We start from the raw sequence: 14,242 nt of genomic DNA, 5'->3' as shown, positions 1-14,242 counted from the left end.
CTCTAATCAATGGTTGAGTTTAAGGCTCGGTCTATGGCTGGCTTTTTGTTCGTTCTAAGCTGTTCGGCAGCGAATTTTTCTTTCTCGGAAAAGTCTCGAAGCGCAAATTGTTTTATTAATACCGATATAAATATTAAATGATAGATCAAGTCCCAATACGATAGGCCAAGAAATGCAGTACCCACCATATAACAAATAATCGACGCTCTAACCATGGAGCTGTAATGGACAACCCAGTCCATCCCTTCAATCCGTTTTGCCTGCCGTATTAGACTCGTCAAGCTTATAACGCTACCCAGGACCATCGATAACCAGACTCCAAATGCGACAAAGCCGTGTTCGGCAAGCATCTCTATATAGGAGCTATGCCAGTCCCGCATGGTGACATGGATCCAGCCGTCGAATCCGGCACCGGTGAATGGGTGGCTCAATGCGTAGTTCCAGCCGTCGGTCCAGGCTTCGATTCGAGACATCGCGGATAAGTCTTCTTCGTAGGTTTCCAAAGTATGCATGCGTCCGAACCATTCCTCGGGCATAGCCGGTATTACCGCTATGATTCCAACAATCACGATGGGTATCGTCATGAATTTACGCTTACTATTTGAAATTAATATTAACGTCAAGGCGATCATGGTCAAAAGGGCGCCGCGCGACCAAGAAGATAACGAAGCAGCATAAATAATCGGAACGGATAACAAGATGCCGGTTTTAAGCCATTTCTTGGTCAATTCCTTTTCCCAGACTAATAATAGCGGTATGGCCATCAGCATGGCTACCGCGAACAAATTGTTATCTTCGAATTGAGTATTGGGTGGGCCATAAACCCGGTGGCCGAATGCGGTAACGATGGCGAAAATACCGCCTTTAACGGCTACAACGCCAATTGATGCGCCTATGGTGGAAATCAAATAATAAAGTTTTTCTCTAGTATTAATTAATACCCAGGTAAAGTAAAAAGGTATAAATATTTTGCAAATAAACCAAAACTTGGTCCATGCAATATCTTGTAGCGGGGCCTGCGTGGTCGTGAAAATAAAATAAACCCAAAGAAATAGGAAGGCAGGAATGCGCCAATCTTTCGGTATTGGCTGTTTATCTTTTGTCGCAATGGTACTGACAGTGACGACGAGAAACAGTACGTAATATACCGGTAGCGAACGGACAAATCCCCAGGCGTAGGCATGCGGGTTCAAGTAGCTGAATATGGCTAAAGAAAGAGCGCCCCACCACGGCTTTTTTAGTGCAGCGATTATGCAGGCTGTTAAAAATATAAGAACAACAATGTCGCGCACGATTTTCTCAAGACTGATTATCTGAATCTAATTTGGTTTGTTGCCATCGCTTGAAATAACCGAATATCAAACCGCTGGAGTGGGTGAAATTCATCAGTTTTCTAATGTTAATCTCCCGGCTTTTTAATGCGGACGTTAGCCAAATCGAAAATAACTTGATTGTTTTAAAAATTAAAAAAGGAGGTATGCCGAAATAACTGCGCGGGAATTCGGTTGTTTGGTTATACGCGTTCTTGTATCCCGATACAAAATGTAGTTTTAAAAAATATCGGCGTTTTAATCGCCACGCTTCCACTGAATGAAGTACGACCATATCCGGACGATATCGAATCCGACAGTCTGCGGCTAGTAAAGCATCAAACATGATGACGTCTTCTCCGCCACCAACCGCCTTTCCGACCCGATCGTAGCGTTTGTCAAACCGCAGATGTGGATTGTCGCGAAAAAGGCGCATGTTGTAAGCGATATTTGCCGTCCAAAGCGGAGTTTGCTTGTCACTGATCCAAAACGGCTCATCCCCATAATCAGTCTCAGCCAGAAAGCCCAACAATTCGTCTTTTAGCCATTCAGGCCGGTTTAGGTCGGCGAAGTCGACAACGACTCTTCCGCCGGCGCAGTCTGCGCCCTCGTTGACGATGGCATCGTAAGCGGCTTCGAGCAAACCGGGTTGCGGAATCTCGTCGTCATCGATGAATACCATTATATCCGAGTCGATCGCCTCATTCAGACAACGGTTCCTGGCTGCAACTATACCGGGTTCCGGTTCGGTCACCCAGCGTAACCGGATTCCGGGTAGCGCGGACAATTCCTCTAACACCTCTGTCGTTTGGTCGGAACTGTTATTGTTTACTACCAATATCTCGAATGGCGCCGGGCAGGTTTGCGAGCGGATTGCTGATAGCAATTTAGCTAACCTGCCCGCCCTGTTATACGTGCAAAATGCGTACGTGACTCTTTTGGCAGGTTGAAGATGGTTCATGTTTCTGATGATGGATAGAGTCCGATTCTGTTTAAAAACGGATTTGCGTTTCCGTCAATGTATTGAAAATAAATGGCAAAGTGTAGCGTCATGCTGGCGAGCGCTACGCTAAAGTCAAGCGTATGATCCGGCTGTAAGGTGCGCAGCCGCATAACATTGTAGACAAAACAAACGTTTCGATGGACTGGCGTTGGCTAATGTGCTGCTGCTTAGGCGTATTTAGATGCACAATGCGAGTTTGATGCGCGCAGCTTTACTGGATTCAGCCGGCTGATAGCGATGCCACAATAAAAAACCCGCGAAACCATGCGGTTTGCGGGTTTTTAAAGGGTCCGATCCGGGGTCGGATCAAAGTTTGGCGGAGAAAGAGGGATTCGAACCCTCGATACGTTTCCGTATACACACTTTCCAGGCGTGCGCCTTCGACCGCTCGGCCATCTCTCCAAAATCTCGGTCAGTCATGGCGTGCTAATGTAGTACGTTGGCATGCAGCTTGCTGACTTAAGCTCAATAGAATAATTCATAAGGCGGGCAATTGCAATCGAGGAGTGTGTTCCTGTCACTGCCGGGTTGCCGGCGTTACGAGATTCGGTCTCGACTCAGCGTTGACGAGAGGCTCCCAATTGCGGTGCGGCGGAACATTGGCTAACCTTGTTTTGTAATTATGTCGCTTAAAGATCAGCGGTATATCGCTTCGCATTGACTTCCTTACTGCTCATGATCGATACCAATCCCGATAAGCCCCGAATTTTGATTGTCGACGATGTTCACGAAAACCTGCATACGCTACTGAATATTCTGCGTGGAAAATATGCGATCCAAGCGGCGACCAGTGGCAGTAAAGCTCTGGAGATCGCCGGCCACGTGCCGCCGCCAGATTTGATATTGCTGGACATCATGATGCCGGAAATGGACGGTTACGAAGTGTTGCGACGCCTGCGGAGCCAACCGGGTACCGCTGGCATTCCGGTGATTTTCGTGACGGCCGCCGCCGAAGCCCAGGAAGCGGGCCGCGGGTTCGCGCTCGGTGCCGTGGATTACGTGACTAAGCCGGTAGTGCCGGAAATCTTGATGGCCCGGGTTGAAGTACACTTGGAGCTGGCCGCCTATCGGAAACGTTATGGGCGACTATAATTAGGGAATTTTAGCCCACAACATCCCCCACGCCGATTACACCAATGAGCAGAGACGACTGTGCAGTGCCTAGCGCTAGGCCCACCATTTTGGTTGTAGACGATTTACCCGAAAACATCCACGGTCTCCTCGAAGCGTTGAAAGACGACTACAGTATTCTGGTTGCGACCGACGGTCCCAAAGCGGTGGAGTTGGCACAAGGGCCGACGCCGCCGGATCTGGTACTACTGGACGTGAAAATGCCCGGAATGGATGGCTACGAAGTTTGCAAGTGGCTGAAAAGCAGTCCCAAGACCTGCAACATTCCGATCCTGTTCGTGACGATCGTCGACGCATCCGGCGAAAAAATTCGCGGTTTTTCCTTGGGTGCCGCCGATTTCATCACCAAACCGTTCGATATCGACGAGGTCCGCGCCAGAGTCAAAACCCACCTCGAACTCGGCCGTTTGCGCAAGGTGTTGGAAGGTCGGGTCGAGCGGCTAAACGAATACAAGCACGCCGCCGACGTCTCCAATATCGTTTCCAGAACCGATCCGCAAGGCGTGATCACTTACGTCAATGATGCCTTCGTCGAAACCTACGGCTACTCGCGCGAGGAGTTGATCGGCAAAACTCACCGGGTGATCGCCGACCCGAGTACGCCCCCTGGCTTGATTCGCGAGTTATGGAGCACCATCCTGTCCGGCGCCATATGGCGCGGTACTTTTTGCAATTTAAGCAAATCGGGCGAGGAGGTTTACGTCAACAACACCATCGTGCCGATTCTGAATGCCGACGGCAGCATTCGCGAATTCATCTCGACCAGCGTTAATGTCACCTACCTGATCAAGCAGGAAGAGCTGATCCGGCAACAGACCACCGATGCGTTGACCGGCTTGCCGAACCGGGTCAAGCTCATGCAGGATTTGGGCAAGGCCTCCAGCCGGGCGATGCTCGGCATGATTAACATCGACCAGTTCAAAGCGATTAACGATTTCTACGGTTTGTGCAACGGCGACAAAGTGTTGCTCGAAATTGGCGCCCGCTTGCAAAAAATGACGGCGGGGCGTGCCTCGGCCTACCGGATCGGCGGCGATTTATTCGCCCTGTTTTCCGAAAAGCAGGGCGACGCGGCCGGCTTCGAAAGCTTGATTGCCACCATACTCAATCAGTTGGAATCGGTGGCCGTCGATTGCGGCGACGACAAAATCAATATCCGCGTCACAGCCGGCATCTGTTTCGGTCGGGACAACACTTACACTCATGCCGCTTTGGCCTTGGAGCGGGCGCGGATAGAGCGGCGCGATTATTTGGTGTACACCGACCAGATGGAGATTAAATCGCATTACAAAGACAACATCCGCTGGAGCCAGAAGATCCGGCGCGCGTTGACCGACGGCCGCATCGTGCCGTTTTTTCAACCGATTGTCGATAATGTCAGCGGACAGGTCTGCAAGCACGAGGCCTTGATGCGGATGATAGACGAGGACGGCGAGGTTATTGCGCCGACCTTTTTGCGGGCGGCCAAACTGTCCAGGCAATACGCGGCGTTGACCAAAGCGATCTTCGAACAGGCCGTAGCCATTTTGGACCAGTGCAGCGGCGAAGTCGCGATCAACTTGACGGTGGAAGACATTCTGGACAGTAACACCGTGGCCTTCATCGACCAAAAACTGTCTCAGCCCGGTGTCGGTCCGCGGATTGTATTGGAAATTACCGAAACCGAGGGTATCGAAAATTACGAAGAAATACGCCTGTTCGTCGACCGGATGAAAACCTACGGCTGTAAATTCGCAATCGATGACTTCGGCAGCGGCTACTCCAATTTCGTGCACTTGCTGCGCTTGAAAATCGACTATTTGAAAATAGACGGCTCTATCATCATGAGTATCATCGACGATCCGGATTCGGAAACCATTGCTCAAGTTATCGTCGATGCGGCGCGCCGTTTAGGCATGCGTACCGTGGCCGAATACGTCGGCAGCGCCGACATTCAACTCAAGGCCAAGCAGCTCGGTTTCGATTTTTCCCAGGGCTATTACTTGGGCAAACCGCTGCCCAAGCCCCTATCGGCGCAAGATGCCGATTAAACCGCAAACTCTCGGGGCCTGAACGGCGGCTGCGGGCACTCAAACCGGAACAAGGAATGCATCGAAAAACGCCCCGGTTAACCATCGCACTAACCTGTTACGGGCTGATCGCTTCGACGGCCAGCCATGCCGACGTCAGCGCGGCCATGATTCGCGGCCAAGTGCTGCCCGGCGCTGGCATTAGCCCGGCCGGGGCTCAAATCATCGTCACCAGCTTGCAACGCGGCTTCTCGACCCGCACCTTTTCCCGCGATGACGGCTCCTATGTGCTGATGGCGTTAAAACCCGGCCGTTACCGGCTTTCGGTGCAGGCACCGGATGGACGGCAGACCTCACAGGAGTTGACCTTACAGGTCGGCCAGACCGCCTTACTCGACATTTCGCTCGATCCGGAAAGCGCAGCTGCCGCCGGCAATCCGGCCGAACATAATTCGTCGGAACTGGCGACTTATCTGACGCCGGAGCAAATGCAGCGTTTGCCGCAAGTCAACCGCAATTTCCTGAATTACGCCGACCTGGCCCCCGGCGTCAATGTCGTCAACGGCGAGGACGGCGCCACCCGTTTGCAAAGCGGCGGGCAGCGGCCGGACAGCGTCAACCTGTTCATCGACGGCGTCAGCCAGAAAAACTACGTAGTGCGAGGCGGCGTGGCCGGCCAGGATTCCAGTAAGGGCAACGTGTTTCCGGAATCGGCGGTGGCCGAATACAAGGTAATCAGCCAGAACTATAAAGCCGAGTTCGACCAAGTCGCCGCCGCAGCGGTCTCGGTTCAAACCAAATCCGGCGGCAATAGGTTTCAGGGAGAGGCCTTTTACGACCATACCAACCAGGATTTACGGGCCGCCACCCCCAGCGAACAGCTTACCGGCAAGCGCGATACCGAACAGGCGCAGTATGGCGTGACCTTGAGCGGACCTATCGTCAAGGACGTGGCGCATTACTTCATGGCCTACGAGCGCAAGGTCAACGACGATTTCGCCAATGTCGCCGCAGGGGACCGCGGCCCGGTTCCAGCCGCTTACCAGCCTTTGTTGGGCGAATTCAACCGGCCGTTCGAACAAGACTTGTTTTTCGGGAAACTGGATTGGGCGATCGGTACCCGGCATTTGATCGAAGCCACATTCAAATTCCGCGACGAGACCGAGTCGTTGGGAATCGGCGGCATTAATACGCAGCCTTACGCGCTGGAAAAAGGCAACAGCGAGAAACGCCTGGATTTCAAATACCAGTACCGGGCCGAACATTGGGTCAACGAAGCCCGTTTTACCTACGAAGACGCCAATTGGCAGCAAACGCCGGCGGAAAATTCGCCGGGCATAGTGCTGCAACGCTTAGACGGCAGCCTGCTGGCAAATACCTTGTCCAGCCGTGCCGTGCTGAATGCCGGCGGCTCTACCAACTATCAGCAGAAGGGCCAGATCGGACCAGGCTTGCAAGACGATTTGACCTTTAGCAACTTACACTGGTACGGCGACCACGTCGCCAAACTCGGCGTCAAACTGAAACAGATCGAACTCAGCGCGCTGGAACGCGATCCGTATCACCCGCAGTTCAGTTTTAACCTGAACAACCCGGCCGGCAATCCTTACCGGGTGCGCTGGGCGTCGGCGCTGGCCGGCGCCGGCGACGGCAGTACTGCCAGCGATGTTACCCAGTTCGGGGTTTATCTGCAGGACGACTGGCAGGTCGACAAGCATTTGAGTTTGAATTTGGGCCTGCGCTGGGACTACGAGTACAACCCGGGTTATCTGAATTTCGTGACGCCGGCCGACGTCGCCGGTGCGTTGCGCAACTGGAGCAACATTGCGAAAGCCAACGCCGGTTACGACATCGAAAATTTCATCAGCAGCGGCGACAACCGTAGCGCGGACAGCAACAATTTCGCGCCGCGCCTGGGTTTTGCCTACGACTTGCTGGCCGACCAGCGCCACATTGTGTTCGGCGGCTTTGCCAGGGCCTACGACCGCAATATTTACGACGTTTTGCAACTGGAACAGACCAAAGGCACTTATCCCGGCTACAGCGTCAATTTTCTGGGCGACCCGAACTACGATTGCGCTGCGGCGGCGGACTGCATTCCCTGGAACCCTGCGTATCTGAATTACTCGCCGGCGCAGTTGACGGCGCTGACCGGCGCCGTTCCGGGGACCAGCCGCGAAATCAATTTAGTCCGCAACAACCTGAAAACCCCGTTCTCCGACCAATTCAGCCTGGGCATGCGCAACCGGATCGGCGACTGGTTCGCCGAAATCGCGTTCTCGCACGTGGTCAGCTACAACGGTCTGGTCGGGCTGTTGGGCGGCCGCAATGCCGACGGCAGCTTTTTCACGCCGGGATCGGCTTTCGGCGGCACTTTTCAGGCATTACCGGGCTACGGCCAAGTGATATTGTTCGATAACGGGGTGCAGACCAAAACCAATTCGATCTTTCTGAAAGCCGAAAAGCCCTACCGCAAGGACAGCGGCTGGGGCATGACCTTTGCCTATACCTTTACCGATTCGGAAGAGAATAAACCACAGTCCTTTGTCGACAACAGCAGTTATCTGTTCGAGTATCCCAACACCCATGGTGTCGGCTGGCTGGACACTGCCGGGGTGCGCAAACATAAAATCGTCGCCAGCGGCAGTGTGGATTTGCCGTGGGATTTGATATTCTCCACCAAGTTAACCCTGGCCACCCCCGAGACCCGTTCCGGCATCAATTGCACCGGCGGCGCTTGCCGCTTGGATACTTTCACTCCGCGCGGCGAGGACTTTATTTTTCCGGGCAATTGGTGGGGTTACCGCCAGGTCGATGTGGCGTTGATCAAAAGTTTCGATACCCCGCGCGACACCCGGATGAAGTTGCGGCTGGACGTTTTGAATCTGTTCGATTTCAAAAACTATGCGGCGTTTAACTCGGATTTCGCCTCGGCCAATTTCGGCTCGCCGCTGGGTAACTTGGCCGGCCCCGGCTTAACGCTGAAACTGACTGCGCGGTTGGAGTTTTGATGTCCGGTTTCGCTTCGATAACTGCGCGATACGGCAGCCGGGCGGCGCGAGTGCTGGGCTTGGCACTCGGCTTCGCCACCCTGACCGGCTTTGCCGACGAATTGGCCGAGGTCCGGACCAAGGCAAATTACCTGTATAACTTCACCAAGTTTGTCGAGTGGCCGGCATCGGCCGGCGATGCGTTGCACATTTGCGTGGTCGGTTCGGAAGCGGTCGTCAACGTCTTGAGCGATTTGGCCAGCCGCGATACCAAAGGCCGGCTGTTGCAAATCTGGTCGGGAGTCGACGATCCGCACGTATGTCAGATCTTGTATGTCGAGCGCACGGTTGCGGAATTGCCGGCATTGATGCGCGAGGTTGGCGGCAATCCGGTGTTGACGGTCAGCGATGCCGACGGTTTTGCCGAGCGGGGCGGTGCCATCGGTTTTTACCACGAGAACGGGCAAGTCAAGCTCAGCGTCAATCCGGATGCTGCCCAAAAAGCCCAATTGAAAATCAACGCTATGCTGATGGAAATAGCCCGTATTGTCCGCTGATGAGCGCGAGAGTCTTGCCATGACCGATATCAAACGCGATATGAACATCAAGACCAAACTGGTGCTAATCATGTTAGCCACCAGTTGCGTGGCGTTAGTGCTGGCCGGAGCCGGCTTCATCGCTTACGAACATATCCGCGTCAAATCCGATATGGACCGCGATATACAATCCCTGGCACGGATTGTCGCCAACCGCAGCACGGTGGCGCTGACTTTCAACGACAGCGCCGTCGCCTCCGGCACCCTGGCCGCGCTCAGCGTAAAAAGCAGCATTGTCTCCGCCTGCATTTACGACCAGAGCGATCATTTGTTTGCCGAATACCGCCGCGACGAGGCGTGCCCGCCGCTGTATCCGGGGCTGCTGGGCGACGATGGCGTCGTGGTATACGATCGCTACAGCAATGTCGGCGAAGACATCGTTTGGGATGGCCGGACTCTAGGTAAAGTCTGGATCAAAGCCAGCCTGGACGAACTGATCGGCTTGTGGCGCAAGTTTCTATTGGCGGCTGCGGCGATCATCGCTTTGTCGGCGACCATCGCCCTGATACTGGCGTCCCGCTTGCAGCGGGTGGTTTCGGAACCGTTGATGCGACTGAAAAAAACGGTCGAAACCATCAACAGCGAAAAAAACTATACCCTGCGTGCGGAGGTGGACAGCGACGACGAATTCGGCGCCTTGAACCGCGCATTCAACACCATGATCGCCACCATTGAGGCGCGCGACCGGGAATTGCTGGCCGCCAACCGCCAGTTGGCCGACAACGAAAAACAATTGGCGGGTATTAACGAAGTCCTGGAAGAACGGGTCGAGGCGCGCACCGCGGAACTGGCCGACACCAACGCCAAGTTGGCGCACAACAGCGTGATGCTGGCCACGGTCCTGGACAGCATGTCGCAGGGACTGATTGCGTTCGATGCCGATCTGAAATTGCTGGTCTGGAATAGCAAACTCAGTGAAGTGCGCGGTTATCCGGCGGCGATGTTGCAGGCCGGGCGGGACTACGCCGAGTTTGTCCGCTTCGATTCGGCGGACGCAGCCTTGCGCTTCGAAAATCCCGACGGCGCCTTGGGCGAGTTTTTCCATGAGGTCAGGCACTTCCGGCCGCACCGCTTCACCGGTACCCGGCTGGACGGCCGCGTGATCGAAATTGCCGGCGGTCCGATAGCGGACGGCGGCTTTGTCAGTACCTATGAAGACGTCACTTTGCGAATCCAGGCAGAAGCGGCATTGAAGGAGGCCCGCGACGCCGCCGAATCGGCGACTCAAACCAAAAGCCAGTTTCTGGCCAACATGTCGCACGAGATCCGCACCCCGATGAACGGCGTCCTGGGTATGCTGCATTTGGCGCTACAAACCGATTTGAATGCGTCGCAACGCAATTATTTAGCCAAGGCGCATAGCTCGGCCCGGGCGCTGTTGGGCATTTTGAACGACATTCTGGATTTCTCGAAAATCGAGGCCGGCAAGATGGTGCTGGAATGTATCGAGTTCCGCTTCGATAGTGTGGTCGAGCAACTGGCCGACATGATCGGTTATCAAGCCGGCCTGAAAGGCATCGAGTTTTTGATTCGGCACGACCCGCAAATCCCGCCGGTGCTGGTTGGCGACCCGTTGCGCTTTGGTCAGATTTTGACCAACCTCTGCGGCAATGCCCTGAAATTCACCGACGCCGGCGAATTGGAATTGGCGTTTTACTGTACGGCCAAGACCGAAGAAACCCTAGACTTGCGGATTTCGGTGCGCGATACCGGCATCGGCATGTCTGCCGCCGACAAAGACAAACTATTCAAGGAGTTTACCCAAGCCGACCAAGGCACCAGCCGCCGTTTTGGCGGCACCGGCCTGGGTTTGGCTATTTGCAAAACCCTGGTGGAAATGATGCACGGCCGGATTTGGATCGAACATTCGGAGCCGGGCCGAGGCACCACCTTCTGTTTTACCGTGCGAATGGGCGTGGCCGGCGAAACACTGGCCCGCCAGCAGGCAATGGAACGCAGCATCGGTGCATTGTTGGCGGACGTACGGGTCTTGGTCGTCGACGACAATGCCGCCTCGCGGGAAATCATCTCCGACATGCTGCGGCCGTTTCATCTGCGGATCGATTGCGCCGCCAGCGCCGCTGCCGCGCTGAATCGGATCCATCAAGCCGGCGTCGAACCTTACGACGTGGTATTGATGGACTGGAAAATGCCCGGCATGAACGGCGACGAAGCCATCCGCCGGATTCGGGACGATACCGATTTGGCTCAGCAACCGAAAGTGATCATGGTCACAGCCTACGGCAGCGAAGACGTGATGCATGCCGCCGGCCGCGCCGGTATCGACGGTTTTTTGGTCAAGCCGGTATCGCCGTCGTCGCTGCTGGACGCGATTTTATCGGCATTGGGCCGCGGCCGGGTGCAAGCCATGGCCGACAAGTTCAAACAGCTTGGAACCGGGGCTGCCGGCGATGCCCGCCAATTGCAGGGCATTCGCCTGCTGTTGGTCGAAGACAACGAAATCAACCGCGAATTCGCCTCGGAATTGTTGCGCAGCCACGCCATGCAAGTCGATGAAGCGGTGAACGGGGAAGAGGCGGTGATCATGGTGCAGCAGCAGAACTACGATGCGGTATTGATGGACATCCAGATGCCGGTGCTGGACGGCTTGCAGGCCAGCCGCCGAATTCGGGAGCTGGCGGAATTGACCGGAGACCGGCGTTACGCCAAAGTCCCTATCATTGCAATGACAGCCCATGCGATGGCGCGCGATGTGGAAAAAAGCTTGGAGGCCGGAATGAACGACCACATAACCAAACCGATCGACCCGGAGCGGCTGCTGTCTGCGCTGGCAACCTGGGTGGAGTTGCCGCAACGCGTCGCCGTCGGCAGCGAAATTCCGGCAGCGGAACTCCCGGCCGATTTGGCGGCCTTGGCGGCAGTGGACGCTGCCCAGGGCATCCGCCGCATCGGCGGAAACACCGACGCCTATCGTAAACAACTACATCGTTTTGCCGCGCACTATTCCGGTACGGTAGCCGAAATTCGCGGCCTGATCGACGCCGACCAATTGAAAGCCGCCGAAGAACGTTGTCACGCCCTGAAAGGCGTCAGCGGTAATCTGGCCGCAGCGGCCTTGTTCGACGCGGCCGCCGAAATCGACAAGCAATTGAAACAACACCAGCGCCCCGACTTGGCAGAACTGCAACGCATGGAAACCTTGCTGGCCGATTTGCTGGCGGAAATTGCCAAGCTCGCGGCAACCGGCACTGCCGGCCCGGTGGCGGACAGCGGCGCAGCCACACCGCCGGCCGATGTTGCTGCGGTATTGGAAAAGCTGGCGCACGCCTTGGAACACGATCTGGGCGCTGCGGAAGATTTGATGGAACAACTACGCCGCAGCCTTACCGACAACCGCTACCGCGATGCGGTCGCCGAAATTGGCAATAAGCTGGACCGATTCGCAATCGACGACGCCCAAATCCAATTGGCCGAATTGCGCCTGCTGATAGGGCAGGGCTAGCCGTCTATTCCGCTGGGGTAGGCAAGATGAAACCGTGTCGCCGAAATCGCTAGCCCGCTTGCAGGTTTGCATCCCCTTTAAATCGAAATGTTTCAATGAGGCCCCGGCGGGAGGCCGGGGAATGCTGCCTGCCAACTGACCGGAATCTCGCGCTTCATCAAGTCTTGCAAACACGGCGTGGTGATGTAGACGTTGCCCATCACTACGACTTGGGAAACATCCACCAGCCGCGCGGTCTGGACTTTCTCGTCGTCGATGCTGATCTCCAGTTCCTCGCCTTTTTTGCCGATCTTGGCTTTGTAGGCCTGCACGTAAACCGGCAGGGCTTCGTCGCGCATCACCGCCAGCGGCCGGGGCTCCAAGTCGGCGTGGCGCAGGTAATTGACTTCGTCCGGCAAACAAATACCTACCAGCGAGCAACCGGAGCATTTCGGGCTGTCCCGCAGCGGATCGGGAATGTGGCCACCGGCGGCGATCAGGCGCAGGCCGTTGATGGCGTTGGCGGTGAGTTGCTGCAGTTCGTCGTCGAACACCACCCGCACCCGTTCCCGGCTTTGCACGTAATACAGCGCGCCTTCCTCGCAGACGTAGCCGTGTTCGCGCAACACCATGGCCTGCACGCAGAGTTGCACCCGCTCCGGGTCGTAAGCGCCGCGCGCCACATGCGGACGCTTGCCGCGCTTGTAATCGATCGGTGTGACCACGCCGTCCTCGGCTTCGATCAAGTCCAGTTTGGCGATCAGCCCCAAGCGGTTGGAGGACAGGGTAATCGAACGACCGTGCAGTTTTTCGGTGTCGTCCAGTTCGTCGGCTTCCGGAAAACTTTTGGACGGCTTGTCCACCCGGCGGTGGGCATGGTCGCCTTCCACAGTGTCCGCCGACGCCGCCCATTCGCCTTGCACCCACTCCAGATAGGCCAAACGCGGGCAGTACTGGTATTCGTTGATCATCCGCGCTGGCAGCAAGGGCATGTCGCCGGACAATTCCGGGAAGGGCAAAGGCAATTCCAATTGGATGGGCGGGCGTTCGTTGTCAGTCATTTTGTAATACAATTCGTCATCATCAGTGTATTACCTGGAGTCCGCCATGCCTGCCATCAGCCTGCGTTTACCCGACGACGTGGAAGCCAATCTCAAAGCCGAAGCCCAACTGGAAGGCAAAAGCCAATCGGAAATCGCCCGCTTGGCGATCACCGAATACCTGGCCCGCCGCGAGCGGGAGCGGTTTATGGCGGAAATGGTGGAAGCGGCACGCGCCTTGGCCAACGATCCGCAAGCCAGGGCGGAAGCGCTACAAATTGCCGCAGATTTCGACGCGGCGGACGATGGCCTGGACCGTTTGATTGCCGAAGAGCGCGCCGCCGGTATCGACCCCGACGAAAAATGGTGGGAATGATGAAGCGCGGCGAAGTGTGGAACGCCAATCTGAATCCCGACAAGGGCGCCGAAATCGGCAAGATCAGGCCGGTGCTGGTGTTGCAGGACAACGCGATGATTACCGGCGGCCTGCCCACGATTGTGGTGGTGCCGTTGACCAGCCAGTTTCGGCCAAGCTTGGCGCCGCTGCGGATACCGATTGCACCGCAAGGCCGGCTGAAAGCCGACAGTTACCTCATGGTCGAACAACTTCGAGCCATCGACCGCTCCCGCTTCGGCGAAGGCCCACTCGCCACCGTCACCGCCGAGGAACTGGCGGCGGTGGAGAAGAGTTTGCGGGGGCTTATGGGGTTGTGGTGAGCTT

General features: G+C 55.8%; 10 protein-coding genes and 1 tRNA gene. 7 read left to right on the top strand and 4 right to left on the bottom strand.

Annotation, left to right across the window (positions count from 1 at the left end; all coding sequences use genetic code 11):
* Positions 1-2 precede the first annotated feature (2 nt).
* From ACH518_RS16570 to ACH518_RS16560, 3 genes are all read right to left on the bottom strand, one after another.
* Positions 3-1,292: a putative O-glycosylation ligase, exosortase A system-associated gene (locus ACH518_RS16570; RefSeq protein ID WP_140912611.1), complete on the bottom strand. Its 1,290-nt coding sequence runs from the start codon at positions 1,290-1,292 to the stop codon at positions 3-5.
* A 7-nt stretch (positions 1,293-1,299) separates the two neighbouring features.
* Positions 1,300-2,271, bottom strand: a complete 972-nt coding sequence (locus ACH518_RS16565; RefSeq protein ID WP_445370887.1) for a glycosyltransferase — start codon at positions 2,269-2,271, stop codon at positions 1,300-1,302.
* Between the two features lie 356 nt (positions 2,272-2,627).
* A tRNA-Ser gene (locus tag ACH518_RS16560) sits at positions 2,628-2,715 on the bottom strand.
* 273 nt (positions 2,716-2,988) lie between these two features.
* Between ACH518_RS16560 and ACH518_RS16555 the strand changes: the two genes are divergently transcribed.
* The 5 genes from ACH518_RS16555 to ACH518_RS16535 are packed head-to-tail and all read left to right on the top strand — an operon-like array spanning position 2,989 to position 12,502.
* Positions 2,989-3,405, top strand: a complete 417-nt coding sequence (locus tag ACH518_RS16555) for a response regulator (protein WP_140912613.1) — start codon at positions 2,989-2,991, stop codon at positions 3,403-3,405.
* A 44-nt stretch (positions 3,406-3,449) separates the two neighbouring features.
* Positions 3,450-5,474 (top strand): EAL domain-containing protein, encoded by a 2,025-nt coding sequence (locus ACH518_RS16550; protein ID WP_445370886.1) that lies wholly within the window; start codon positions 3,450-3,452, stop codon positions 5,472-5,474.
* Positions 5,475-5,530: 56 nt separating this feature from the next.
* Entirely contained in the window at positions 5,531-8,464 is a 2,934-nt protein-coding gene (locus ACH518_RS16545) for a TonB-dependent receptor domain-containing protein (protein WP_445370885.1), read from the top strand.
* On the top strand, positions 8,464-9,000 hold the full coding sequence (locus ACH518_RS16540) for a YfiR family protein (protein ID WP_140912616.1): 537 nt from the start codon (positions 8,464-8,466) through the stop codon (positions 8,998-9,000). Before ACH518_RS16545 ends, ACH518_RS16540 begins: the two co-directional genes overlap by 1 nt.
* A gap of 19 nt (positions 9,001-9,019) precedes the next feature.
* Positions 9,020-12,502 (top strand): response regulator, encoded by a 3,483-nt coding sequence (locus ACH518_RS16535; protein WP_445370884.1) that lies wholly within the window; start codon positions 9,020-9,022, stop codon positions 12,500-12,502.
* A 92-nt stretch (positions 12,503-12,594) separates the two neighbouring features.
* Here the strand turns inward: ACH518_RS16535 and cas4 are convergent, their stop codons facing one another.
* The gene (gene cas4, locus ACH518_RS16530; protein ID WP_445370883.1) at positions 12,595-13,542 is read right to left on the bottom strand and encodes a CRISPR-associated protein Cas4; all 948 of its coding nucleotides are present in this window, start codon (positions 13,540-13,542) and stop codon (positions 12,595-12,597) included.
* A gap of 46 nt (positions 13,543-13,588) precedes the next feature.
* On the opposite strand from cas4, the gene ACH518_RS16525 reads away from it, so the two are divergent.
* On the top strand, positions 13,589-13,897 hold the full coding sequence (locus tag ACH518_RS16525; RefSeq protein ID WP_140912618.1) for a ribbon-helix-helix protein, CopG family: 309 nt from the start codon (positions 13,589-13,591) through the stop codon (positions 13,895-13,897).
* Complete coding sequence (locus ACH518_RS16520) at positions 13,894-14,238, top strand: type II toxin-antitoxin system PemK/MazF family toxin (protein WP_445370882.1); 345 nt, start codon at positions 13,894-13,896, stop codon at positions 14,236-14,238. Before ACH518_RS16525 ends, ACH518_RS16520 begins: the two co-directional genes overlap by 4 nt.
* The last annotated feature ends 4 nt before the right edge of the window (positions 14,239-14,242 follow it).

It is taken from the genome of Methylomonas sp. HW2-6 (assembly GCF_052474525.1).
Note: the sequence above shows the minus strand (reverse complement) of the source record. Positions and strands in the feature narration are given on the sequence as shown.

Bases quoted from the DNA above. Each gene is read 5' to 3' on its own strand.
- ACH518_RS16565 (WP_445370887.1), bottom strand. From the start codon at position 2,271: ATGAACCATCTTCAACCTGCCAAAAGAGTCACGTACGCATTTTGCACG.
- ACH518_RS16555 (WP_140912613.1), top strand. From the start codon at position 2,989: ATGATCGATACCAATCCCGATAAGCCCCGAATTTTGATTGTCGACGAT.
- ACH518_RS16550 (WP_445370886.1), top strand. From the start codon at position 3,450: ATGAGCAGAGACGACTGTGCAGTGCCTAGCGCTAGGCCCACCATTTTG.
- ACH518_RS16545 (WP_445370885.1), top strand. From the start codon at position 5,531: ATGCATCGAAAAACGCCCCGGTTAACCATCGCACTAACCTGTTACGGG.
- ACH518_RS16540 (WP_140912616.1), top strand. From the start codon at position 8,464: ATGTCCGGTTTCGCTTCGATAACTGCGCGATACGGCAGCCGGGCGGCG.
- ACH518_RS16535 (WP_445370884.1), top strand. From the start codon at position 9,020: ATGACCGATATCAAACGCGATATGAACATCAAGACCAAACTGGTGCTA.
- cas4 (WP_445370883.1), bottom strand. From the start codon at position 13,542: ATGACTGACAACGAACGCCCGCCCATCCAATTGGAATTGCCTTTGCCC.
- ACH518_RS16525 (WP_140912618.1), top strand. From the start codon at position 13,589: ATGCCTGCCATCAGCCTGCGTTTACCCGACGACGTGGAAGCCAATCTC.
- ACH518_RS16520 (WP_445370882.1), top strand. From the start codon at position 13,894: ATGATGAAGCGCGGCGAAGTGTGGAACGCCAATCTGAATCCCGACAAG.